This is a genomic window from Bradyrhizobium sp. CCH5-F6 (assembly GCF_001556045.1).
Taxonomy (GTDB): domain Bacteria; phylum Pseudomonadota; class Alphaproteobacteria; order Rhizobiales; family Xanthobacteraceae; genus Bradyrhizobium.
The window spans coordinates 1-24,541 of sequence record NZ_LSIC01000076.1; the positions used below are offsets into that span (position 1 = coordinate 1).

The following is a 24,541-nucleotide window of genomic DNA, read 5'->3' on the forward strand; positions in this document are numbered from 1 at the left end:
AGCGGGCGCCCAGCGGTCGCTTCACCTACGGTCTGAAGGGGGCGTCGATCCTGGCGGCGCTCGCGAACGCCGTGTTTCTTCTCGTCGCAACCGGCGCCATCGGCTGGGAATCCATACTCCGGCTGTACGAACCGGAGCCCGTCGCCGGCCTGACCGTCATGGTGGTCGCCGCCATCGGCATCGTCGTCAACGGCGCCACCGCCATGCTGTTCGCGAGCGGACGCAAGGGCGACATCAACATCCAGGGCGCATTTTTGCACATGGCTGGAGACGCCGCCGTTTCGGCCGGCGTCGTCGCGTCTGCCGCGCTCATCCTCTGGACCGGCTGGCTGTGGCTGGATCCCGGCATGAGCCTCACTATCTGCGCCGTGATTCTTTGGAGCACCTGGAGCCTTCTGCGTGGCTCGGTCGCGATGTCCTTGAGCGCGGCGCCAGCAGGGACCGACATGGATGCCGTCCGCTCGTTTCTGCTGCAGCGCCCGGGGGTCTCCAAGATCCATGACCTGCACATCTGGCCAATCTCCACGACGGAAACAGCGCTCACGTGTCATCTCGTCATGCCCGCCGGGCATCCTGGCGACGAGTTCCTGATGGAGTCGGCCCGACTGCTCCGGACGGAGCACAAGATCGGACACGCGACCCTGCAGATCGAAGTCGACGAGAACAACGCGTGCGCGCTGGCGCCCGACGACGTGGTTTGACGTGGATGAGGCCGAGAACAAGCTCGAGCGCCTCCATCGTCTCAAGTCGGCACTCGACATCGAGATCGGCGGAGGAAAAGAAAGAGGGAGGGTGGCATGCCCGAACTGTCCGCACGACGGCGACTGGCGAACCGAGGTCGGCGGTTGGGTTTTTTCCTGCGAGGAATGCGGTGTGCGCCTAGACGGCAGGTTTCCCGCCAGACGCATCGCGAATTGAGGGCGGTCGTGACGAAAACAGCTCGGAACGGCAATCGGTCCACGGAGAGAATCGACACCGGAATTCTTGCGAAGGGACTGAGGTTGCTTTTTGCGGCGTCCAGTCTCCTGATGCTGTGCTTGCTGGCTTCGCCGTCGGCCGCTCAGACCTCACGTGAGTTCGCGCGGGAAGCGTTCGCGGCCAAGGACCGGAAACAGTTTCCACTGGCCATCCAGTTGTTCAACGAAGCCATCAAACAAGGGCAATTCACTCCGGAACAACGTGGCTTTATCCTGTACGGGCGAGGGGTCTCATACGACGCGCTCGGTCTGCGCGATCTCGCTCTGGGTGACTTCGACGCGGCGATAGCGCTGTTGCCCGACTTCCCGAACTCCTACGTGTATCGCGCGCTAGCGTGGAGCGATCGACGGGAGTTCGACAAGGCACGTGACGATCTCATGCAAGCCCTTCGGTTGAATCCGACCAGCGCGCTCATTCACAACAATCTTGGATCGGTCTACGAACGCAAGGGCGAGGTGGACCGGGCCATCGAAAGCTACGAAGAGGCGATCCGGCTCGATCCCAAGTCGGCACAAGCCTTCTACAACCGGGCCCACGCCTTCATCGCGAGGCAGGACTATCGGGCCGCAATATCGGACTACGACCGGGCGATCGAACTGCAGCGCGACTTCGCGGACGCCTACAGCAACAGGGGCGGCATGTATCTCCTGCTGGGCGACACTGACAAGGCGATCGGGGATTTCGACGAGGCCATCCGGCTCAAGGGCACCGATCCGATTTTCTGGTCGAACAGGGCGAGCGCCTATATGACGATGGGGCGCTACAAGGATGCGTTGGCCGATTTCGACCGCGCCCAATCGATCGATCCCGGCAACCCCGCGACCTATCTCGGGCGAGGAAGAGCGCGGCTCTATTCGGACGAGATCGCGGGAGCGATCGAAGATCTGCGTATCGCTGCGAGGTTGAGGCCGACGAACGCCTTTCCCGCCATCTGGATGCACATCGCCCGCATTCACCAGGGCAACCCGGATCGAGAGGAACTTGAACGCAACGCGGCGAGGGTGGATCGCTCCCAGTGGCCGGGTCAGGTCCTAGACTTCTACTTGGGCAGACTCGACATGGACCGGGTGCGCGAAAATGCCGGCGGCAGTGCGGGCGCCGAGGGCGAAAGGCGGCTTTGCGAGGCGGACTTCTTCGTCGGTGAGTTCCTGAGCCATGGCCGACAGAAGGATGATGGCCGCAGGATGCTGCGGACCGTCGTAGATCGGTGCCGGCCGGTGGACATCATCTTCGCCGCCGCGCAAGCCGAGCTGCGCGAGGAAAAGACTTCAAAATAGGAGCCCGCAGCCGTTGCGTTTTTGCTTCGTCGTTGGTTATTGGCGCTGATAGCGTTGTCATCGACGGCGATTGGGATTTTCTGCATCGTGCATTTCCCGAGAGCCTGTCGCTCACCCTCATTGGTCCGCTCGGCGCTACAGCTGCGGTGATTGTCACCTTGTTCGGCTAAGCTCGGCTCTATCCATGCCGGTGGCAAGAACGGCCGGCGTGGCTCTTCTCGCCATGCCGGCGGCCAGTCAGGATCGACTGGCCCATGGGCGCCTTGGTTCGGTGGCCAAGTCGCCTAGCTACTTGCGACCTTCGTGCTGCCAGTGCGCCGTGACTTCGTCGCCTGATTTGGAGAGATGGACGTGCTGGTCGACATGATCGACCCAGGACACAGGAATGAAGTGGTGATGGTCGCCGTCGGGCGAGCACTGCTTCGTCAGCTTGATCTTGTCGGTCCCTTCCATGTGGTCGACCTTGCCGACGATTTTCTTGTCGGACGAGATGACATCCATATGTTCCTTGATCTGCGTCGTGCCCGGCATCGGAAAGCCTCCTATGAATTGAACAGTTTGAAACGCGCGGATCGATGCAAAGTTGCCCGACGGCAAGTGCCCGGCTCGATCCTTTTCCCTTGCGTTCGCAACCGCAGTCGTCCGCCGAAGGGAACGCCACGACGACGTGTGACTTGGGTAAACACTGGAGAAAGGGAATTGAAGATGAAGAAGCTTGGTCTTTTGGTAATCGGCTTGGCCGTGTCGTTCGCCCTGCCGGCTTCGGCGGAGACGGTGATTGTGAAGAAGGGACATCATGGTGGACATGGCGCGCGGGCCGAGATGCGCGGGTACCATGGCGGCGACATGCATCGCGGCATGAGGATGCACGGCAACCGGACCGTCGTCATCAAGCGCGGGCACGGCCATCGCTATTGAAACTTCGCGCGACGCTGGGCGGCGATGTCCTCCAAACATCCGCCAGACGGTCGATCGAAGACGAAGGCCGCCCTCGGGCGGCCTTTTAGTTTGCGGTGCTACGCGATAGAGCGGTGGGCTGCTCAGAACTGCGAGCGCACGCGCACGCCGAAGATCGACGCCGGTCCGCGGTCGCGGTTGTATCCCGGGTTGACGACAAGCTGGTAGTCCAGCGTCGCGCGCCACGACCACATTGGGAAGCTGTAGTAGGTTTCGAGGATCTTCTCCGGGCCGGAGTTCGGCAGGCGACCGTCGCCGACGAGAATGCCGAGACCTCCGGCATCGAGATACGTCCGGCGGGCTTGCGAGATCCCGTTGACCACGCCGGCGAGGCCAAACGTGTCGTTCGGCCTGTTCCAGGCAGATCCCGCGAGCGAGAGGCCCGCCGCGACCGTCGTATCGATGTCGGTGAATTCGTAGGACTCCTTGGTGCCGTCGGCGAGGCCGGCTCTAGCGAAGACGCCGAGATCTTTCGTGACCTCCTGCTCCAAATTGACGCTGATGCCGGCGCGGCTTTGGTAACGCCGGACCAGCGCGGCGTCGGTGGCAGTGCCCGTGGCCTGCGCGAGGGCCACGGCGTCATCGAAGCGGCCCATGCGCCTGCGCGTCAAGAACCCCGTCACGGCGACCTTGCCGGGCTTGCCCCAGATTTCGTGGCGATGTTCGATCTCGCCGATCCATTGGAATTGCGAGAAGCTCGGATCCAATTCGGTGCTGTTGGGAACGATCGAAAGGTCGAATATGCTGCCGCGGAAGGTCCAGTCGCCCTTGTACCACTCGAGGGAGGCGCCGTATGTGAAGCCCCAGGCGTCGGCCGCATAGTCGAACGTGCCGGTGTCGATAACCGACCAGTTCATGAAATCCTTGCGGGGATCGTGGGCGTACCTGTTGGTGTCGAACACGTCCGTGACCGCGAACTTTCCGACGGTCAGGACGACACGGTCGGTGGTCTGCGTGCCGGCGAACTGGTTGATGTCGGCGTCGACCTTCTTGGTCTCTCCGCCGAGATCGAAAGTCTGGCGGAAGAAGGCGCGCGGAATGCGGGCGTAGGGCGCTGCGGCCCCGACCTTGTAGGCCTCGCCGCTCGGGAAGCCCGCAACGCCCAGGGTCGAGCTCAAGCCGAATCCCTGATCAATCTCCGGATTGACCCAGAACTCTCCGCCGGCCCAAGGTCTGAAGCCGGCGTAGAGCGTCACGTCCCAGGTCTGCCGGGTCTGGTTCGGAATGAGGCTGTTCGTCCCAGTGTAGGGCGAGCGGAATGGGGCTGCGTACTGCTGCAGATAGGTCGTCTGCCCATGGATGCTGAACTGGTCCGTGTCGAACGGCGTCAGGCCGTCTTGAAGGGCCTTCTGTCCGTTCTGCCCGAAGCGGTAGTTGACGGCGAGGCGGGCGGTCTGCACAGCGAGATCGAAGGACAGGCGCTCCGTGCCGCTGAACGCTTTCTCCTTCGACCCGAAGTCGGTGTAGAGATAATCGAACCGCGCCGACCAGTTCGCCGAGAGCGCGACTTCGGCGCCGACACCCCATGCTGTACCAAGGCGAGTGAACCCGATCTTCTCGCCCAGAGTGCCGTCGGGCGGACCGAGCGTTGCCCGGTCGTAGCTCCATGCGAGGCCGCCGGTGGCGTAGAACAACCAGGCGCCGGGCGAGTACCCGAGGCGTGCCCGCAGCGTGCCTGAGGTCAGCACGGTCTCGGTGAGGGATGCGGAACCCTGCGCGCCCAGGACGGGAGCGGTTCCGGAAATCGTGTTCGGGAAGGTGAGATCGCCTTCGACGCCCAGGACCACGCGCGAGGGCAGCATGTAGTTGTAGCCGGCGCCCAGTCCGATTGCGTAGGAGCCCGTCCCTTTCATTGCATTGATGGAGTTCGACAGGTCGATCGATCCGGACGACGGGGCCTGACCCTGATCCGGCGAAGGAATACTGGGAACTACCCATGCCATAGGCAAAATGGCTGCCGACGAAGGGGCCGCTCCAATCCACGGCTTCGCCGGCACCGCCCTTGCCGAAGTCAGCCGAAAATCCCTCTACGGCCGTGCCTGCCGCCAGGATTATGCCCAGGAAAGCCGTTTTCATCGCTTCAATCGTCCGCCTCTCTGGAAGGTATTCGACACAGCTACGGAGGCTTGGCAACTATTAAGTTCCAGGCCGTGTGATGCCGACATCATGTCGAGGTTGGTCGCGTTCGGTTCAATTGCATCGCGGTCCTCCGGAGGCCTTCCACGATTTTCTCAGGCTGAGACCGCGGCAAAAGGCGTAAATGCGCTTGAGATAGAGACCGCTGCTCTCTGTACCTTCAGCGCGACGAGCGGCGATCCGCTGTCTGCTTCGCGCATCACGAACTCGATGGCGCCGACGGCGGACTGCCCCCTAAGCCGGGGGATCGTCGTCCAAAAAAATTGGAAGCCGACTGACATCCTGGAACCAAACCCTAGCCTTACCACTTATAGGTTTATAAGCGCATGCCTCAGGTTCGCCGCCAAACGGTGGTCAATAAAGGTGGCAGCCTCTTCGCTAGGCGCGTTGCAAATGCGATCGTGGGGTGCTGGCGATGACGCGCATCGCTTTCCTGAAGTCGCACCGAACTTGGGAAGATTATCTTGGCATCTTCCTTGGTATACTTATTGTAATGACCCCCTTTTTTATTGCGGGCGCAACGAGAGGCCACGTTTGGCACAATTCATTCCTGGAATTTATTATCGGGAGACCAATTAACCACGCCTTGATGCTCAACGCGTTGGTCGTTGGTCTTGTAGTGTTTATCTTCGCCACCTTTGAGCTGACTCATCGTAATCGCTGGGAAGAAGTCGGCCAGGTCTTGGCGGGAATTTGGCTGATGGCCTCGCCCTTTGTGCTCAGTTATGCCGCAACTGGCCAACTGAGATGGTGGCACTTTTTCTTAGGCGCGCTGGTCGCGCTCCTCGGGTTTTATGAGTTCTGGCAAGACTGGAGACTGAGCGACGAGGAATTGGCGCGATACGAACGCTAGTCTAGCGCCTTGGTCTGGATAGACGCTGCTGCTTCGCGATCGCAAGAAAAGCCCAGTTGGAGACTCGGGGGTTTTGTGAGTCGCACGGACTGATCATTTGCACTTCATCAGGAAGGCCGTCGAGGTCAGTCGTAAGCATGCTAGTCTACTCGATGAGTCTACTCGATTTTTCGGCCAGCCGGGAAAGTAGCGGTCACCGGATAATGCGTCTGCGGCGGCTGCAATCACGACAAGGACGACTGAAGTTCTCATCGTGCGCTCTCCCGCGCCAAGGCGAATGAAATGGATTGCCGACGAGGCCCTTCATGGTGGCAACGGCGACGCGGTAATTTTGATATGCTTCTTGTTCGCTGGAGTCGCGCCTGCGTAACGTTCGCTTGCGCGTCCACCCATCGCAGGCGGAGTGGTTAAGAGGAAGCCGGTGAACCGTGCCTCGGGCGCGGAATTCCGGCGCTTCCCCGACAACTGTCAGCAGCGAGCTGCTTCCGGACAATCGTCACCGGTGCATTTGCATCGGGAAGACGGGAGCGAGCGACGAGCTGCGAGCCGAGGAGATCTGCCGTGAATACCTGAACGTCCACGGGCGAGGTGTACCGGCGGTCATTTGCATGCTTCGCCGGTAGCCCTCTGCTGGCGATTTTGCAGCGTCTGTGGGTACCTCAGCAACCTCGGCATTGCGGTTTGTCCGATTCTATCTTAATATACTGATATTGCAGCAGTATTTCGCATAACATAGATTTTGGAATTTATTCCTAGCCGACCAGTCCATGAGGCGCGGCAACGCCAAAAGTTCCCAATCAGCTTGGGACAAAGGGAGGGAGGCCCAGCAGCTGGCCAGGAACTTTAGGGGCGTTTCGTTTATTTCACTTGTTGCGTTTATTTCGAATATAGCCTATACAAAAGGCCGTATAGGGGAGAAAATACGATGACGATGCCAGCCTACGCTGAAGAGCTGGGAGGTACTCGCCTGCCTTCCGCGAGCGAGAAGGCGGCAGCCAACCAGCTTCGTCAGATACTCGCTTCGCATGCGACGGGAGATGCCAAACTGCGAGTGCTCGACGATGCACAGCAGGCTGCTGAGATAACCTTGTCGCCGGCCCTGTCGAGTCTCTTGATGGAATTGCTGCGGCATATCGGTCGCGGCGATGCGGTGACGCTTGTGCCTGTGCATGAGATGTTGACTACGCAGCAAGCTGCCGACATCCTGAATGTCTCGCGTCCGTTTCTGGTCTCGCTGCTCGAGAAGGACGAAATTCAGCACGTGACAGTGGGGCGTCATCGCAGGATTAGGGCAGAGGATCTATTCGCCTATAAGCGCACGCGTGATGAAAAGCGGGGCAAAGCGCTTGCGAATCTCGCTGAGCAGGACGCGGAGCACCTGTAAGCTTGTTTGCAAACCGCTTCACCGCATTCGTCGATGCGTGCTCGCTTGCAAGCGCGCTCAAAAGGAATCTGCTTCTCTCCTTGGCGGAGGCGGAATTTTTTCGTCTCCGCTGGTCGAGCCCCGTCCTGGATGAGTCCGAAACAGCTATCGAGGAAATTTTGACCGGCAAGGGTTCGCCGACGCCGCGGCGCGCGCAGAGCGGGCGCGCGCCAGCATGGAAGCTGCCTTCGAAGACGCCATGGTTACAGATTTTGATAACTTCTTGCCGGTTGCGGCGGGTCTGCCCGATCCCAACGATCACCACGTTGTTGCTGCGGCGGCCAAGACGGAAGCCGCAATGATCGTAACGGAAAACCTTAAGGACTTTCCGGCGGCAATTCTTTCCGACCTGAACATGGAGGCGAAATCGGCCGACGCTTTCATTGCGGATACTATCGCACTCGACGAAGCTCGCGCTGTTGCAGCCATTCGGCGTATGCGCGAACGCTTCAAGAAACCGGAAATGACGCCGGCGGAGCTCTTGCTCGTAATGGAAGCTGCGGGACTGATTGAGACGGTTGACGTGCTAAGGCCGCACGTGGAATCCCTCTAGGTCAGTAGCCAACCAGACGGGCTTTTGGCAACGCGATCTTGATGCAAACTCGACTTCGGATATTCCATAATGAGTATTATGCGAATCAATCAACGATGCGAACTCACATCGACGCCCATCTCCCCAGATCAGCCGGACCTGCATTGATGCGATGTCGCATCCTCGGCCAAACTGTTGCGCCTCGGACTCGATGATCAGGCGCCCTGTGTCCCCCGTTGCGCAACGCTGGAACAGGGCAGCGTTGCGGCAGGATGAAAACAGCCGCTATTGATTTTCGACATAATGGCATCAAATGGATGACGTTTACCAAGGGTCTGCTTCCATGTCGACGGCGTGGTTTTTTCCGACAACCGTGTCTTAGCGGGTTTGGTCGATTAGATATCCGACTCTGCCTCAACTCGCTAAAAATGTAATACCTTCTATACCCTGGAAATGAGGTGCCGTTGATCGTACTCGGCAACGAATCCCAGGCGCTGTTGCGCGTGCGAAAGGTCATACAGCGGCGCAAACGGCTGCCGTCTATAGACCTCCGGACTGCGGATCTCGACGGCGCTCCCGTGCAGAAGACGCAACCGATCAAGCGTTGGCTCGGGTGAAAGCGTGACCTGCGACGAGAGATAGAATTTCTCGAAGCCGCCTTTCGGCATCCTCATCTCCATGGCGAGACGGAATGCGCGGGCGAGATCACGGGCATCGATGTGATGGTGAAGCGGGCCTCCTCCGGCCGATGACGGCCCCCCGGCCGCTGGCCCATGATAGTTCTCCGGATCCTTAGCACGGGCGACAATCTCCGGTGCCATCTCCGGGTAGGCGACAAAGACCGTCCGGAGAGCCACGACCGACATTCCGCGCAATGCGTAAGCTCGGGAGAGATCTTCGCCCAATATCTTGCTGACGGCATAGGGATCGGTGGCCAGCAACGGATGGTCGAGATCGAGTGGCGCATAGAGTGGCTGCAACATGCGACCTTCGCGCACCGTATAGCCTGCTACCGAATCGCTCGAACAGAATACGAAGCGCTCGATCCGGGCGGCCTCGGCAGCCTCGAGCACCGTGTAGGTACCTTGCACGTTGACACGCATGATGGTCTGCCCGTCCCCCGACCAGATATTCGGCACGGCGGCGATATGGAGAACGGCCTCGACGTCCTTTAGCGCGTCGGCGACCGCAACTGCATCCGTGACATCCGCGACACGCCAGTCGATATCAGCCTTGCCGCGTCGGCGATCGAAGCCGCGGACGCGATATCCACTGGACAACAATTCTTCGACGACAAACCGACCGAGGAGTCCGGCCGCCCCGGTAACCAGTACAAGCTTTGTCATGACGGGCGTCCCGTCGATTGTGGCGGAAAGCCTACTTTTGCCAGAAGGTGATGGCTCTGAGGGATCGCGGTCCCCGGATCATCCGCGAGGATCTCGAGCATCGTTGGTCCGTGGTAGCCGATCTCCTTGAGGGCGGCGGCGACCTCAGCGAACGGCACCGTGCCGGTGCCGATCGGATCATGACGCCAAATCTTCCTGGTCGTGTCGGAGACGTGCACGATGCGCAGGACGTCGGCGAGCTTCCGAATTCCCTCAGCGGGCGACTCACCAATGAAATAGGCGTTCGCGGCATCGTAAGTTGCGCCGAGGTCTTCAGATTTGAAACTGCGGACGAATGTCCCGAGGGTATTCGCATCGGGGAACGATGCCATCGGGACATTCTCGATGGCCAGCTTGATGCCCTTCGCCTGGGCGTAGGGCAGCAATTTCTCGATCGAGTCACGCATCCAGTTCGTACGAGCTTCGACGGTAGGCGGCGCCAACGGGCTCATTCGGCCGGGCACGGTCACCACCCAATGCACATTGATGTCTGACGCCAGATCGATTGTCTGCTTGAACATCTCGATTGAAGCCGCCCGCACCTCGGGCCATGGGCTCGCCAGGTTGTGATCAAGACTCGGAAGGTTCATCGCGCAATCGGAAGCCTTTACCTCGTCCAACAGCGCCGCGAGCTTGCGTCTTGAAGACTGGTCGAAGTCGGCAAGCGGCAGATGAGGAGGGTGAACCAGGAACTCGAATGTTCGGTAGTTGAGGTCCGCAAGCTGGCGCACGCAATCGATCACCGGCGTCGTCCAGGCGTAGGCGTAGGTATTGATGCCCATCGTGATCATGACCTGCTCTCCTTCAGTGGCATTACGCTCGTGGCTAACGCGCATCCTGGTGTGCCTTGACCGCTTCTTTGCCGGCGATCCATCCGAACACCAGAGCCGGACCCAGCGTAATTCCCGGTCCCGGGTAGGCCCCCTCCATGACTGACGCCATGTCGTTACCGCAGGCGTAGAGGCCCGGTATGGCCGTCCCGTCCGGTCTGAGAACCCGTGTCGAGGCATCCGTCACGATGCCCGCCGACATGCCCAAATCGGCCGGCACGACCTTGACGGCATAGAACGGTGCCTGCTTGATCGGTCCGACGCACGGATTTGGTTTCACGTCGGCGTCCCCGAGCGAGCGCTGGTAGACATCACCGCCGCGACCAAACTCCGGATCCTCCCCCTTCTCTGCCCCGACATTGAAATTGCGCACAGTCTCATCCAGGGCCGCGACCGGCACGCCGATCTGCTTGGCGAGGTCCGCAAGGGATGCAGCCTCGATGAGATAGCCAGACGCGATATCGCCTTTGATCGATGTCGAAAACGGCTTGATCTTGCCGAGACCGTATTTCCAGAGGAAGCCGCAGTCGCAGATCAGCCAGGCTGGAATCGCACTGTTGGCGTGCGAGAGTTGCGCACGAACGAACTCGTGGTAGGACAGAGCCTCGTTGACGAACCGCTGGCCATTGCAGTCGACGGCGATCAGGCCGGGTTTGGCGCGGTCGGTGACCGTGTGAGGAAAGACGCCTGCGCTGCCGTCCGCGCGGACAAAGGTAGAGGCCGGAACCCAGAACGCCCCTTCCCTTGTCGATGACGACAGGCTGGCACCCAAGGCACTGGCGAGGACGGCTCCCCGCGGCTGCGGACCGGATTTGACCGTTGCAGTCAGCGTTCCCGCAGCTTCGGGGACATAGTTGCGACGGATCTCGGGCTGATGCGAGATGCCGCCGGTGGCGAGAATGATGCCGCGGCGGGCCACGAGCCTGGTCGATCGTCCCTGCGCATCCTGTGCAACGACCAGCGAGACACGGCCGTCCGGTCCGAGCTCAAGGCTTTCGACGCCGACGCCGGTCCGTATCTCCACCTTGAGATCGAGTGCGGACCGAAGCAGGCGCGCGACCAATGCATTGCCGAGATACAACGACGTGCCACGGCGCGCCTTGAGGCGCTGGAGGAAGTAGTCCAACAGAAGCCGCGTGACGCGCAGGGTCGACGGCAGCGACTTCATCGCGCGGCGAAAGTGTGGAATGTCCTTGCGGCTGACCATCATGCCGCCGAACAGCGTGAACTCCGGCAGAGGGTCCCGCACGAGCCCGAATGCACGGCCCAACTGCCTGCCGTCGAACGGCACAGGTTCGAGAACGCGTCCACCCGCCGTTCCGCCCGGCAGGTCCGGATAGTAATCCGGATAGGTCGGCACGGGCTGGAATCGAAGCGACGTCGTCGCCTCCAGATCCCGCAGCGCGTCGTCGGCCCGCGCCAGAAAGGTCTCGAGCTTATCCCGCCTCTTGCCGGGCACGGTAACCGATAGATAGGTCCGCGCAGCCTCGATACTGTCGGGCTGCCCGGCTTCGGCCATCTTGTGGTTGACCGGTAGCCAGACCATGCCGCCCGAAATCGCGGTCGTGCCCCCCACGACATCCGCCTGCTCGAGCACGAGCACGGATTTTCCCGCAGCGGCCGCCGTACAGGCCGCGGTCAGACCAGCCGCTCCCGCGCCGATGACGATGGCGTCCCAGGCATCGGCCACCGCAGGGGTCATATCATGCCGCCGTTGGGCCGGATGATCTGCCCCGTGATCCACGAGGCGTTCTGCGAGGACGCGAACAGCACCACCTCGGCAATCTCTTCCGCGCGGCCAATGCGGTTCAGCGGGCTCATTGCCGCCGATCTTTGCTTGGCTTCTTCCGTCTTTCCCGCGCGGAACAGGTCAGTATCGACCGGCCCCGGAGCGACTGCGTTGACGCGGACTTCGCGGCCCGCCAGTTCCTTCGACATCGACCGCACGAGACTCTCGACCGCCGCTTTCGTTGCGGTATAGGGGCCTCCCCCGGGAATTCCCAAACCGGTCATCGATGTGGTCAATGCCACGATCGAGCCGCCCTTCGGCACGCGCCGCGCGGCCTCGGACAGCACATTGAACGCGCCGACGATGTTGACGTCGACGAGCTCCTGAAAATCCGCCAAGGGGAAGTCCGCCATCGGACGCGGCGGCCGGTTGATGCCGGCATTGGCCACGACAGCAATCGGCGCGACGCCGAAATCCGCGGTCACGCGCTCAAAGACATCGGCCACACCCTTGGCATCGCGGATATCGACCTTGTATGCACGCCCGACCGGCTTTGCGGGCGCGTCCGCCGCATAGGTGCTGGCCACCTGCCAGCCCGCGTTCTCGAACGCACTACAGCAGGCGGCGCCGATGCCGCGCGAGCCACCGAAAATCAGAACTACGGGTGAAGGCTTGGTCATTTCTGTTCCTCGAACTCTCGCTTACCGTAAGCTTGCCCGGGTCGCGGCGATCGTCGCCGCGATGCCCTTCTTGATGTCGTATTTCGGCTCATAGCCGAGCTCGGCGCGCGCACGGCTGATGTCGAGCGCCCCCTTGACGGCGGTCGGGACCACGCCGCCATGGCGATAGACACCGCTGTCGCCGACCGTAATGCGGGCCCCCGGGATCGCCTCATTGACCGCATCTGCGGTGTCCCGGAGCGTCGGAGCCTCGCCCGTTGCGATGTTGTAGGCATCGAAACGATGCTTCTCCTTGTCGAGCGCGAGCAGGGTGCCGTCGACCGTGTCGTCGATGAAAACCTGATCGACGGCCAGATTTGCACCCTCCGTCTGATGATAGGGCTCGCCCCGGAGTGCCGCCTCGATGAAGGTGCGCGGCAATCGCAGGCGCGGCAGGTGCGGACCGTAAACCCAGCACGTGCGTACGTTGATGCACTCAAGGCCGTGGTCGCGTGAATAGACCCGACCGTAATGCTCTGCTGCCAGCTTGGTGAGACCATAGACGCTGGCCGGCTTCTGCGGATGGTCCTCGTCGATCCTGGGTGCCTGGAAATCGCCGTAGGTCTCTTCCGTCGAGATATGCACGACACGCCGAACCTTGCGCAGCCTCATCGCCTCGAAGACGTTGATCGAACCTTCGACGTTGACGCGCAGCGTCTTGATCGGGGCGTCCGCTGCAAAGACGACGCCCACGATCGCTGCCGTGTGCACTACCGCATCGACCGGATGCTTTTCGAACAACCGCACGACCTGATGCCACTCGCCAAAGTCGACCGCCTCGGCCGACAGCCGGGAATTGCTCGCGGCAAGCGCGGTCATTGCGGGCGAAACCGCGATATCCGCGGCAACGACCGTATCACCCCGGTCGAGCAGCGCCCTGACGATGGCGCCACCGAGCCAGCCGCAGCCACCCGTAACGAGAATCTTCTTGCTCACGATTTTTCTCTCAACGCGGCTCCGGCTCTTCGTCGGTCGGCGGGCTCGTGATCACGAGGAACACCAGAGGGTCGATGCCCGTGTTGTGGAACTCATGCACGACGCCCGGCGGGATGAAGGTCACGTCGTTGGAACGCACCACGCGACGCTCGCCGTCCACGACCAGCACGCCTTCGCCGGCAAGCACGTGGTAGATTTGCTCCTGCACCTTGTGGACATGGGATTCCACATGCGCACCTGCCTCGTAGGTCGAAATGCGGTGATCGAAGAACCGGCTGCCCGTGGTTTCGGGCGTGACGATCGCCTTCGACAGAGCCTGGTTGAAGTGGCCCGGATACTGGATCCACTGCAGTTCGGCGAGGTTGCGAGTCACCGCGTATTTTTTCTTTTCCGCATCCGCAAATGCGTTTGGGGCGGGCGCCACGATAGTCATGCGTTGTCTCCAGTCGTTGATCGGTTCGAATTTCACATTGTCGCAGGGGTGCGCTGCCCCACCTCATCGGCCTGGACAACGCCGAGCAGCCGCTCGCACTGCGCCTTGTCCATCGCCAAGGTGCTTGCGGCACCACCGTAGGCTACACGACCATTCACGAGCACATAGGCACGGTCAGCCATCGCGAGGACGCTCTCCGCATGGTGCTCGACGATGACCATGCTCGCCCTCGTCGACAGTCGTCCAACGGCGTCGCGCACTTCCTGGACCACGGCGGGCGCCAAGCCTTCGAACGGCTCGTCAAGCAGGATGAGCCTGGACGGCACCATCAGGGCGCGCGCAATCGCAACCATCTGCTGCTCACCGCCGGAGAGGGTTTCACCGCGCGAACGGATTCGAGCTCCGACCTTCGGGAACAGGTCGAATATCTCCTCCATCGACGCGCCCCCCGGCCGCGCGGCAAGCCTGAGATTCTCCTGTACTGTCAGGTTCGGAAACAGCCGCCGCCCCTCGGCCACCAGCGAGATGCCGAGTCTGTTGATGTCGCTGGGCCGCAGCTTCGATATATCGCGGCCTTCAAACGACATTTGTCCTTCCGACGGGTGCAGAACACCCGTAACCGCGCGCAGCAGCGTGGTCTTGCCGACGCCGTTACGCCCGAGCAGGGCGACGACCTCGCCCTTGTGAACGGCCAGATCGACGTTCTCGAGCACGGTGCTGCCGCCATAGCCAGCGCTTATTCCCTTGAGCTCGAGGAGCGGGGCCTGGTCGGCCGGCACAGCCGCGCCGCCCTTCCTCGTCGGAAGAACCACAACTTGCCCGCTCTCCTGCACCGGATGGGCATCGCCGAGATAGGCGGCGACCACTTCCGGATGCCGTGCGACCTCCGCCGGCTTGCCGTCGGCAATCAGACGGCCCTGATGCAGAACCGTAATGCGGTCCGACATTGCCAGGACCCGATCAATGTCATGCTCGATCAGAAGGACGGCATGGGATTGCGCCAGACGGCGGATGAGTTCGCCGACGATGCGACGATCGGATTCCGCCAGACCCGCCAAGGGTTCGTCCAGCAGCAGCAGCTTGGCGTCGATCGCGAGCGAGACCGCGATTTCGAGGAGGCGCTTTTCGCCGTGAGACAGCGAGACGCAGAGTTCAGCCGCTCGTTCGGTCAGGCCGACGGCCTCCAGGAGGCCCCAGACCCGCGCATTGACGCTCTCCGAGGCATGTGCGTCGGCCCACAGGCTGAAATAGGTCCTGTTGGAGGCCTGCACCGCGACCCGCACGTTTTCGAAGGCCGTCAGATTGGGAAACACGCTGAGGATCTGGAACGACCGCGCAATCCCCAGCCGCGCCCGCTTGTAGGGCGGCAGGCTGTTGATCGACCCGCCCTCGAACAGGATCTCGCCGGAGTCCGGCTTGTAGCGGCCGGTCAGGAGATTGAAGAAGGTGGTCTTGCCCGCGCCATTCGGTCCGATCAGGGAGTGTAGACCCGTCCGGCTCATCTCCAGCGAGATGTCGTTCTGGGTGACGATGTTGCCGAAGCGCTTGGAAAGGTTTCGGACCTGAAGGATCGGCGCGCCCCCGTCGCCTGACCCTTTCGCGGCGGCCGGCGTATACGGCACGATCTTCGCGGGACGCGGTGAAATGCCGTCGCGCGTCAGCGTCCAGCGGTCGCGCCTGACAAGACGCTGGAAGATGCCTTGCACGCCTTCATGCGACAACAGAGCGAATGCGATGATAATGGGCGCAAAGAACAGCCACCAGTTCTCGGTCAGGGCGCTGAGGCGATCTTCGAGTACAATGAAAATGATCGAACCCCAGAGAGGTCCGAGGAAGTGATGAACTCCGCCCAGAGCCGCCATTAACACCGGATCGCCGGCGTGCTGCCAGCTCAGATTGTTGGCGTAAGCTCCCTGCAGCAATAGCACCATCAGACCGCCGGCGATCCCGATCGCCCCGCCAGCGATGACGAGGGCGACGAGTTTCGTCTGATACGTGTTGTAGCCCAGACTGGCGACACGCTCCTCGTTGTCGCGCAGCGCCTGCATCATCCGGCCAAACGGGCTATGAGCGATCCGCCACAACAGCCACAACATGCCGAGGACGACGACGAGCGCGAACCAGTGAAACTCGAGCGCCGAGGTAAACAGGGGCCGCGCGACATCCTGGATACCGTTCTCTCCACCAGTGACGTCCGTCCACTTGAACGCGATCTCGAAGGCGATCTGTGAGCAGGCGAGCGTGAGCAGTGAAAAGTAGAGGCCTCGCCGGCGGAGGATGACCGCACCGACCGTCAGCGCCAGCAGCATCGAAAAACCGGCTGCGACCAGAACGTCGCCCAGTTCGTTCCCGCCGAGAAGACGCGTTCCGATCAGCGCCACGGCGTAACCTGCAGTCCCGAAGAAGAACGATGCGCCGAACGGGACCAAGCCCAGATACCCGATCAGGAAGTTCACCCCGGCCGCATAAAGAGTGTAGATCGCAATCTGAGTCACTCTTGCAACCGGCATGCCGATGCCAAGCGCAATGGCCGAGGCAACAAGCAATACGGCGGCAATGATCGCAATGGGATGGCGCGACACACGCCCGAGCAACGCCCCTTTCATTCGAAGCGCTCCCAGCGTTCACCGAACAAGCCGCGAGGGCGCAGAAGCATGATCGCGAACATCAGCACGTACATCGAGGCCGTCGACGCCGCCGGCCAGAACTGGATGGTCAGAGCGGTCACGACACCAACGGCGAGCCCCGCCACCACGGCGCCCCGCAACGACCCAAGCCCACCAATTGCAACAATTACAAATGCGGGCATAACTGCATTCGCCGCCATCGACGGAGAGACGGTCCAGAGCGGGGCTGCAAGCAGCCCCGCGATCGCGGCAAGCCCGCAGCCCAGGCCGAATACCGCCGTAAGGACGCGGGGCAGCTTGATGCCGAGCAGCTCAACCATCTCGGGATCGCGACTTCCGGCACGCAGAATCCGCCCATAAGGCGTCCAGGACAGGAAAGCCCAGAGGCCGAGCAATGCCGTCGACGTCGCGGCCAGAACCGCCACCCGGTATTTTGTGATCAGCAATGGTCCCAGCTCGACGATGCCCGCGAGCGGCGGCGGCGGGTTGAATGGTTTGCCGTCCGCGCCCCAGGTTGCGCGAATGAGAGCCTCGATCAACAAGGCCAGTGCGAACGTCACGATGAGGCTCAGAAGAGGCTCGCGCCCGTAAAGCCGACGTATCAGCAGGAACTCCGTCGCCATGCCTATGGCAGCAACGACGATCGGAGCCAGGGCGACAGCTCCCCATCCGAACCAACGAAAGAGTTGCCAGGACACGTAAGCGCCCAGCGCGAAGAAAGCGCCATGCGCGAAATTGATGACGCCAAGAAGCCCGAACGTGATCGACAGGCCGACCGCGATCAGGACGTAGAGAAAGCCCAGGACGAGGCCGTTGGCGACTTGCGAAATGATGATGTCGGTCATGTTTCCAACTCGCCAACGGGTATCAAAACGGGGGCTACTTCAGAGCGCCGGCATGTTGCAGCCGATCTCTTCCTTGGTCCCGAAGGCTTTTTCGGTCTCTTCCGCCGTAGCGGAGGTGTCCTTCAGGACCTCGAAGAAATCCCACTTGTCGGTGATGTTCTTCTTGACCTGCACGATGACGGCAGGCCGGACCATCTGATGGTCCCATTCGCGGAAGTAGTACGGCAGCAATCCTTCCGTGTTTTTCCATTTCTCTAGAGCGACAATGATGTCCTGAGCTTTGGTCGACTTCGCAGCCTCGATCGACTCCAGCAGCGCGCGCATCGCAATCCACCCCGACCAAGTCTTGTCCGACGGCGGCTGGCCGTACTTCTTCTGGAACGCTTCGGTCATCGCCTTCTCGGCTGCCGTGTTCTTGGGATTGTTATAGTACCAGGGCTTGATGTAGATGCCGCTGGAGGCCTGCGGGCCGACGTCCCAGAAATCCGTATCGGTCACCGCTATGGCGCCGTACGGGATTTTCTCCTTCATCCCCATCTCATTCCACTGCTTGAGGAAGGTGGAGAAGTCGCCGCCGACAAGGCCGCCGATGATCGCGTCCGGCTTGGCTTGCCGTATCTTGAGGATGTAGGATGAGTAGTCAGCCGTGTTGATCGGCACCTCGTCGGAGCCCGCTTCGGTCAGCCCGGTCTTGCCCAGCAAGGCTCGCGACGATCGCAGTATGTCCTGACCGAACGCATATGAGGCTGTCAGGAAATAGACTTTCTTCCCGATCGATGCGATGTAGGGCATCAGACCGCTCGTCTGCACCGGGACTGTCGCCTGGGTACGGAAGACGTAGCGGCTGCAGCTCTTGCCCGTGATTTCGCTCGCGGCTGCTCCCGGCAGGATGAGCGGAATCTTCGCGCGATTGGCCACGCTCATCATGGCGAGCGCATTCGAACTGTAGTTGCCGCCCACGACGGCGACGACCTTATTTTCGTCCACGAGCCGCTGCATGTTCTGCTGGGAGCCTTGCGGGTCCGATTCATCGAGCCAGATGACCTCGATCTTGCGGCCGAGCACCTTGCCGCCGGCCTGTTCGACGGCCAATTCGCTGCCGCGCTCCAGGAACTGGCCGATCGACGAGCCGGGTCCCTGCTTCGAATAAATCATGCCGATCCTGATTGGATCATCCGTCTGAGCGCTGGCACCAGTTGCAGCCGCGAGGCTGGCGATTGCTGCAGTCGTCAAACGGGCAAGCAGCTTCCGGCAAGCACTATCCATCCAACCCATAACGTTCTCCTCCCTTGTTGATCGACTTATTGCTTCAGATCAGCCGCTGCGGTTTACCGAAGACCGGCTCCTTGTACGGCACGGGCGGCAATTGCCACGTCCCCGTGGACGGTGGACGCACCTCGGCATCGACATGCAGATCGATGACGCAAGGTCGGCGATTCTTGATCGCCGTTTCCACGACACCGCGCAGATCCTCGCTCCTGGTGACCGTGTAGCCATCGGCGCCGCAGGCACGCGCCCACGCTGCGAAGTCCGGATTGTATCGTTCGCCGCCGGGCCCCTGATTGCCCTTGTAGAAGGCGGTCCCGAGCTCCCTGCCTCCGAACATTCCATATTGAATGTCGCGGATCGCACCCCAGGCGAAGTTGTTCCACACGATCCAGATGCAGGGCAGCGAATACTCGACCGCGGTCGCAACCACATGGGGCGCCATCATGAAGCCGCCATCGCCGACGACCGCAACACAGGTGCGGTCGGGCGCCGCCAGGTGCGCACCGAGAACGCCGCACACGCCGAAGCCCATCGACGAATAGCCCCAGCTATTGAGCATGCTCTGCGCCCGGCGGGGCTTCCAGAACTGCATGAACCAATTGTGATGCACGCCGGAATCTAGCGACAGGATCACATCGTCGGGCAGGATGTCGGTCAGCGCGTCGACCACATATTCCGGCCGGATCGGCGTCGTCACGTCCTTGAAGTGAGGACGGACGAACGCGTCCCATTCGGCCTGCCAACCGGCAACCTCGGCGCGCCACGGCTCGAAGTTCTCCCGCCGAATGTCCTTCCGCTCGGCCATCCCGTCGAGCAGTTGCGCCGCGAAGGTCTTGGCATCGGCGATGACGCCGAGCGTCGGCGGATAGTTGCGCCCGAGCTCCGCGGGATCGATGTCGGCCTGGATAAGCTTGGTCTCCGGGAAATTCCAGGAATAGCCCGGGTGCCATGACGATGACGAGCGGTCGTCGAAGCGCGTTCCGATGCAGATCACGAGATCGGCAAAACGACCGGCCTGATTGGCCGGATAGGCACCGTTGCGCCCGATAAAGCCCAGCGTCAGCGGGTCGCCGGAGGGCACGAGACCCATGCCATTCGGAGACGTGATAACCGGGATGCCGTATTTCTGCTGAAGCGCCGTGATCTCGGGGCTGGCTTCGGACAGCGTCGTCCCTTGCCCGACAAAGAAAACCGGTTTCCTGGAAGCGCTCAGCAGGTCGAGCGCCTTCGCAATATCCGCGGGGCTGGCATTGGGGCGATGCCCGCCGTGCACGTGTGACGGCGCCGGCAGTTCGACGTCATCCTCCTCCTGGAAGACATTGTATGGAATATCCAAGTTCACGGGGCCTGGCCTGCCGGTCACCATCGTGTCGAAGCCCTGGCGCAACGCCAGGGGCAGCATGTCGACGCGCGTGGGCTGGAACGTCCGCTTGACCACCGGCCGCATGACCTGAGCAAAGTCGGCCTGATTGTGCGCGTAGAGCTCCTGGAAGGGTCCACGATTGGCCTGCGACGTCGGCACGTTTGCCGTGATTGCCATGAACGCCGATGAGTCCGACAGGGCTGTGATCAGCGGCATCACGATATTCGCCGAGCCCGGACCTGTTGACGTCAACGTCGCGACCGGACTGTGCTTGACGCGAAAGTAAGCGTCAGCCATATGGCCCGCCGCCTGCTCGTGCCGCGGCGAAATCAGGCTGATCTTGTCCCGCACCTGGTAAAGCGCATCGAGAATGCCTACATTGCCATGGCCGCAGACGCCGAAAATGAACGGCACCTTCTGCTTGACGAGATACTCGGCGATGACCTCGCCACCCTTCATCTTGCTCATTTCTTGTTCTTCTCCGGCTGCGTTTCTCGATCAGGCCAGGATCGTGACCATGCGCTCTTCGCTCATCTCCCGGATCGCATAATACGGGCCTTCCCGGCCAAAACCGCTATCCTTCGAGCCACCATAGGGCATGAGATCGACGCGGGAGCTGGGAGTTTCGTTGATGTGTACGCCTCCGACCTGGAGCTTCCGCGCCGCCTCGAGTGCATTCCCGATATGCTGCGTGAAGATTCCGGTCGCGAGACCGTAAGGGGTCGCGTTGACTCGCTCGATCGCCTCGTCGAACGAGTCGAACGGCGCGACCGTCAGGACAGGTCCGAAAACCTCCTGACAGCCCAGCGGTGTTGCCTTCGAGACGTCGGCCAACAGCGCCGGATGAACAACCGAGCCGCTGCGACCGCCGCCGACCAGAAGGCGCGCGCCGCTCTTCACGGCTTGTACGATCCAGGATTCAACTCGAACCGCAGCCGCTTCGCTGATGACCGGACCCACCACGGTATTTTCGTTCGCCGGGTCGCCGAACGGCAGCGCGGCGACGAGTTCCGCCAGACGGTGCTCGACCTTGTCCACGAGCGATCTGTCGATGAGCAGCACCTGGATCGACGTACAGACTTGACCTGCCTTGCGATAGCTCGCGTTTATGACCTTCGGCAAGGCGACATTCAGATCGGCATCATTGCAAAGAATGCAGTGCGCGATGGAGCCCAGCTCCATCTGGGTTCGGCGCAGACCGACGCGCTGCTGTATCGCGCGACCGACCTGCGTGCTGCCGGTGAACGCGTAGAAATGAATATTCTTTTCGTTGATCAACCATTGCGCGACCTCCGCATCGCCGTGGAGGACAGACAGCAGACCGGGCGGCAGGCCTGCCTCCAGCAGGCACTCCGCCATAATGCAGGATGTCATCGGCGTATGGAGCGACGGTTTCAGAATTACGGCATTGCCGGCCGCGAGCGCCGGGCAGACTTTGTGCGCAACGGTATTCAGGGGTGCATTGAACGGCGTGATCGCGCAAACCACACCAAGAGGCATTCTGAGCGTAAATCCGATCCGACCTACCTGCCCTGCGGCCGACTCCAGCGGAATCATGTCACCCGAGAGGCGTCGCGCCTCCTCAGCGGAGAGCCGGAACGTCGCGGCACATCGCTGCACCTCGCCCAGCGCATCGCGCCGAGGAAATCCCGCCTCCTGACGCAGCACCTCGACGAGCTGGTCTGCACGCGCCTCGAGCCTTGCCGCTGCACGATCAAGAATGGCGCCTCGCTCATAAGGAGAGAGCGCATTGGCCTTGAAAGCCGAAAATGCAGCCTCCACACACACGCCAACCTGTTCGGCACTTGGAAGTTGCGCCACCATCGCAGGACGATTGTGAAACTTGTCAAGGACGTCCACTTCGCTCGCGCCAGACTGCCATTTCCCGGCGATCAGGAGCCTGCAGGCGGGTAATTCCCTGGTCGACAGTCGCTGCGCGCCGATGGTTACCACCCCGTGCTCCTTCCTGTTCGTTCACGGATGCAAGCTAGGGCAGGTTTGACAATCGCAAAAATAGGGTTTTCCATTGATGGCTATAAGCGCGCCGTATAGCCAACTCGCGGCGCCTCGGGGATGAGGCTTCCATGGACCTTCGTCAGCTTCGCTATTTCGCTCAGATCGTTGAAAGTGGAAGTCTCTCCAAAGCATCCCGCTGCCTTTTCGTCGCCCAACCGGCGCTGAGCCAGCAGGTCGCCAAGCTTGAAGACGAAGTCGGGAAACCGCTGCTTCAGCGCTCCTCGCGCGGCGTCGTCCCGACGGAAAACGGGCTGGCCCTCTATCATCATGCCCGCTTCATGCTGCGTCAGATGGACCAGGCGCTGTCGATTGCGAGAAAGGATGTCACAGACCTGCAAGGCATGGTGTCCTTGGGTTTGCCACCGACTACTCAGCGGGCCATCGGACTTTCGCTGATGAAGCGTATCCGGAACAGATATCCCGGCATCCTGCTCAATGTCGTCGAAGGAATGAGCGGTCATGTCGCTCAGATGATCCGCCTTGGGCAACTGGACATCGCTATACTATTTACTAATGACGTCTCGTCCAAGCTGTGCGCCGAGCCCCTGCTGGAGGAAGAGCTCTTCGTGATCTTCCCGGAAAAAAGCGGCTATATCCCCCACAATCGAAAATCGGTCTCGATTTCGGAACTTGCCCAGATTCCCTTGATCCTGCCAACCAGCTCTCACGGCCTTCGCCGACGTGTGGTCGCGGAGTTCGAACAGCGGAACATGAAGCCGAACGTGAGCGTCGAAATCGATTCCCTGACGCTTCTGATGCAATGCGTGAGCGAAGGGATGGGTGCCACGATCAAGCCGATGTCCGCATTGCACGAGGCCGACGAGACGTTGGGCAAGTGGCGCGCCCTTTCCATCAGCGACGCTCCCATCACGCGAACGAACTATCTTTATTCGCTATCGGCAGAACTGATGACAGATGCCGCCCGGGCGGTTCTAGGAGAGACGCGGGAAGTTGCCCGCGAATTGATCGAAGGCCGAAAGTGGAAAGGCGTCCAATTGATCGAGCGACGAGAGGCCGCGTGACGAAGCCGGTTCGAGCAGTAGTAAAGGCGATCCGAAGCGTCGAGGATCATTCCTTCGAGCACGCGTTCGCGCTGTGACATGACCAAGCGCCGCGAGGCGGTCGATCGTTCGTTTGAATCCTGCAGCGCTTCGCTGAATATACCGGGATGAATCAGCGTTTGTTCCAGCAGACAGTTTCGCCAGTCTGGCGCGTTAGGTAAACCAGAATGACGGAGTGAGACGTAAACTGGTGGCGCGATTCAATGGTCTGTTCTTTAGCGACAAGGCCATGACTCTTTTGGATCGGCTTCCTTGGACTCTGTAGGTTATGGAACAACATCATGCTATGAGACGACATATTCATGCCAACTCGATTTCTGCATAACATAGATTATGGAATATATTCCTATCTCCCGAAAGACGAAAACCGCTGGTTAGCTAGGTTTATCACGACGCAATCGCTCGTCTTCGCCGGAGAGCGTCGCGTTGGCGTCGGCTTCGTTTCCGCATGCGTCGAGTTGGAGCTATCGAAGACATCGGTGACAAAGTCGTGGTTGGTGTCGGCTCCTCCGTTGCTTGGACCGGTGCAGGCCGAGCCTCCATGATCTCGAGAACCGCGCGTCCTTTATCAGTGACACGCCAGCCGCCGTTCATCCGCTCGATGAGACCTTGGGAGAAGATATCCAGGTCGGGCACGCGGGCCGCCAATCGTTTCGTACGCTCGCTCCAGTCCCGTCCGCTGGTCGCCAGAATCGCCATATCGCGCTTGAGTTCGGCCATGGCGGCGAACCCGCCTGGATAGCTGACCAGCACCTTGAGAACCGTCACCTGGAAGTTCACTGCCCCACCCGTACCCGGCTCCGCGAACTTACTCCCGCTACATCTTAGGAGAAGTCGATAGCCCTGTCGACCCACGACATTCACCCGCTGGTTTTTGTTGGAAATTCGCAGAGAGATCCGCGTTGGGCATGACAGTAGCTGAAGACTCCGAATTCAAGGTCCGCAAAGTATCCGCTGCACGGCGGCGCAGGCCGCCAGGGGACGCATTGCCGCCCTCACAGAGCTTCTCAAGCCGCCGCTCGTGCAGTTCGTCGCAAAAGTGAAGGACAATGTGATTGCGACCCTGGCAACGGCCGCTGTTGCGGCAATCGTCGCCTATGTTTGGTCATAGTCATATCTGCGGATTCCGCTCGATGTCGCCCAGCATTCCGAGATGATCTCGCCCACCATTC

General features: G+C 61.1%; 21 protein-coding genes and 1 riboswitch. Of the genes, 7 read left to right on the forward strand and 14 right to left on the reverse strand.

The features are described 5' to 3' along the window. On the forward strand, positions 1–701 hold a 701-nt coding region (locus tag AX729_RS14095; protein WP_061023995.1), incomplete at its 5' end, for a cation diffusion facilitator family transporter. Positions 702–926: 225 nt separating this feature from the next. Further along, positions 927–2,255, forward strand: coding sequence for a tetratricopeptide repeat protein (locus AX729_RS14105; protein ID WP_197433600.1), 1,329 nt, complete (start codon positions 927–929; stop codon positions 2,253–2,255). A gap of 288 nt (positions 2,256–2,543) precedes the next feature. Here AX729_RS14105 and AX729_RS14110 read toward each other — a convergent pair whose 3' ends face one another. Next, positions 2,544–2,786 carry a DUF2171 domain-containing protein gene (locus AX729_RS14110; RefSeq protein WP_057196382.1) on the reverse strand — a complete coding sequence of 81 codons (243 nt, stop codon included), beginning with the start codon at positions 2,784–2,786 and terminating at the stop codon, positions 2,544–2,546. A 174-nt stretch (positions 2,787–2,960) separates the two neighbouring features. Here AX729_RS14110 and AX729_RS14115 point away from each other — a divergent pair, with 174 nt between their 5' ends. Further along, positions 2,961–3,173 (forward strand): hypothetical protein, encoded by a 213-nt coding sequence (locus tag AX729_RS14115; RefSeq protein WP_057196381.1) that lies wholly within the window; start codon positions 2,961–2,963, stop codon positions 3,171–3,173. A gap of 122 nt (positions 3,174–3,295) precedes the next feature. On the opposite strand, the gene AX729_RS14120 is transcribed toward AX729_RS14115, so the two are convergent. Further along, on the reverse strand, positions 3,296–5,065 hold the full coding sequence (locus tag AX729_RS14120; protein ID WP_162250053.1) for a carbohydrate porin: 1,770 nt from the start codon (positions 5,063–5,065) through the stop codon (positions 3,296–3,298). Between the two features lie 698 nt (positions 5,066–5,763). Between AX729_RS14120 and AX729_RS14130 the strand changes: the two genes are divergently transcribed. From AX729_RS14130 to AX729_RS38620, 3 genes are all read left to right on the forward strand, one after another. After that, positions 5,764–6,201, forward strand: coding sequence for an SPW repeat protein (locus AX729_RS14130; RefSeq protein WP_057196379.1), 438 nt, complete (start codon positions 5,764–5,766; stop codon positions 6,199–6,201). A 365-nt stretch (positions 6,202–6,566) separates the two neighbouring features. Beyond that, positions 6,567–6,779: riboswitch (cobalamin riboswitch) on the forward strand. A 347-nt stretch (positions 6,780–7,126) separates the two neighbouring features. Beyond that, positions 7,127–7,585, forward strand: coding sequence for a helix-turn-helix domain-containing protein (locus tag AX729_RS14135; protein WP_046847894.1), 459 nt, complete (start codon positions 7,127–7,129; stop codon positions 7,583–7,585). Between the two features lie 214 nt (positions 7,586–7,799). Next, positions 7,800–8,177, forward strand: a complete 378-nt coding sequence (locus tag AX729_RS38620; RefSeq protein ID WP_061023999.1) for a VapC50 family PIN domain-containing toxin — start codon at positions 7,800–7,802, stop codon at positions 8,175–8,177. Positions 8,178–8,596: 419 nt separating this feature from the next. Here AX729_RS38620 and AX729_RS14145 read toward each other — a convergent pair whose 3' ends face one another. Genes AX729_RS14145 through AX729_RS14195 form a run of 11 tightly spaced genes read right to left on the reverse strand, consistent with a single transcriptional unit; the run spans position 8,597 to position 22,245 of the window. Next, positions 8,597–9,502: an NAD-dependent epimerase/dehydratase family protein gene (locus AX729_RS14145; RefSeq protein ID WP_046847860.1), complete on the reverse strand. Its 906-nt coding sequence runs from the start codon at positions 9,500–9,502 to the stop codon at positions 8,597–8,599. Further along, positions 9,499–10,332: a sugar phosphate isomerase/epimerase family protein gene (locus AX729_RS14150; protein WP_046848460.1), complete on the reverse strand. Its 834-nt coding sequence runs from the start codon at positions 10,330–10,332 to the stop codon at positions 9,499–9,501. The genes AX729_RS14145 and AX729_RS14150 overlap by 4 nt, the downstream gene beginning before the upstream one ends. Positions 10,333–10,366: 34 nt before the next feature. Then, on the reverse strand, positions 10,367–12,073 hold the full coding sequence (locus AX729_RS14155) for an FAD-dependent oxidoreductase (RefSeq protein ID WP_046847861.1): 1,707 nt from the start codon (positions 12,071–12,073) through the stop codon (positions 10,367–10,369). Further along, positions 12,070–12,780, reverse strand: a complete 711-nt coding sequence (locus AX729_RS14160) for an SDR family NAD(P)-dependent oxidoreductase (protein WP_046847862.1) — start codon at positions 12,778–12,780, stop codon at positions 12,070–12,072. The genes AX729_RS14155 and AX729_RS14160 overlap by 4 nt, the downstream gene beginning before the upstream one ends. A 21-nt stretch (positions 12,781–12,801) precedes the next feature. Then, complete coding sequence (locus AX729_RS14165) at positions 12,802–13,755, reverse strand: NAD-dependent epimerase/dehydratase family protein (RefSeq protein WP_046847863.1); 954 nt, start codon at positions 13,753–13,755, stop codon at positions 12,802–12,804. A gap of 10 nt (positions 13,756–13,765) precedes the next feature. After that, positions 13,766–14,188 carry a cupin domain-containing protein gene (locus AX729_RS14170; protein ID WP_046847864.1) on the reverse strand — a complete coding sequence of 141 codons (423 nt, stop codon included), beginning with the start codon at positions 14,186–14,188 and terminating at the stop codon, positions 13,766–13,768. Between the two features lie 32 nt (positions 14,189–14,220). Continuing rightward, entirely contained in the window at positions 14,221–16,794 is a 2,574-nt protein-coding gene (locus tag AX729_RS14175) for a branched-chain amino acid ABC transporter ATP-binding protein/permease (RefSeq protein WP_046847865.1), read from the reverse strand. Then, positions 16,791–17,660: a branched-chain amino acid ABC transporter permease gene (locus AX729_RS14180; RefSeq protein WP_046847866.1), complete on the reverse strand. Its 870-nt coding sequence runs from the start codon at positions 17,658–17,660 to the stop codon at positions 16,791–16,793. Before AX729_RS14180 ends, AX729_RS14175 begins: the two co-directional genes overlap by 4 nt. 39 nt (positions 17,661–17,699) lie before the next feature. Continuing rightward, positions 17,700–18,935 (reverse strand): ABC transporter substrate-binding protein, encoded by a 1,236-nt coding sequence (locus AX729_RS14185; protein WP_197433601.1) that lies wholly within the window; start codon positions 18,933–18,935, stop codon positions 17,700–17,702. Between the two features lie 34 nt (positions 18,936–18,969). Continuing rightward, complete coding sequence (locus AX729_RS14190; protein WP_046847868.1) at positions 18,970–20,760, reverse strand: thiamine pyrophosphate-binding protein; 1,791 nt, start codon at positions 20,758–20,760, stop codon at positions 18,970–18,972. Positions 20,761–20,790: 30 nt separating this feature from the next. Beyond that, positions 20,791–22,245, reverse strand: coding sequence for an aldehyde dehydrogenase family protein (locus AX729_RS14195; RefSeq protein ID WP_046847869.1), 1,455 nt, complete (start codon positions 22,243–22,245; stop codon positions 20,791–20,793). 131 nt (positions 22,246–22,376) lie between these two features. Between AX729_RS14195 and AX729_RS14200 the strand changes: the two genes are divergently transcribed. Further along, positions 22,377–23,330, forward strand: a complete 954-nt coding sequence (locus tag AX729_RS14200) for a LysR substrate-binding domain-containing protein (RefSeq protein ID WP_046847870.1) — start codon at positions 22,377–22,379, stop codon at positions 23,328–23,330. 426 nt (positions 23,331–23,756) lie between these two features. On the opposite strand, the gene AX729_RS14205 is transcribed toward AX729_RS14200, so the two are convergent. Then, on the reverse strand, positions 23,757–24,149 hold the full coding sequence (locus tag AX729_RS14205; protein WP_046848461.1) for a hypothetical protein: 393 nt from the start codon (positions 24,147–24,149) through the stop codon (positions 23,757–23,759). Positions 24,150–24,541: the final 392 nt, after the last annotated feature.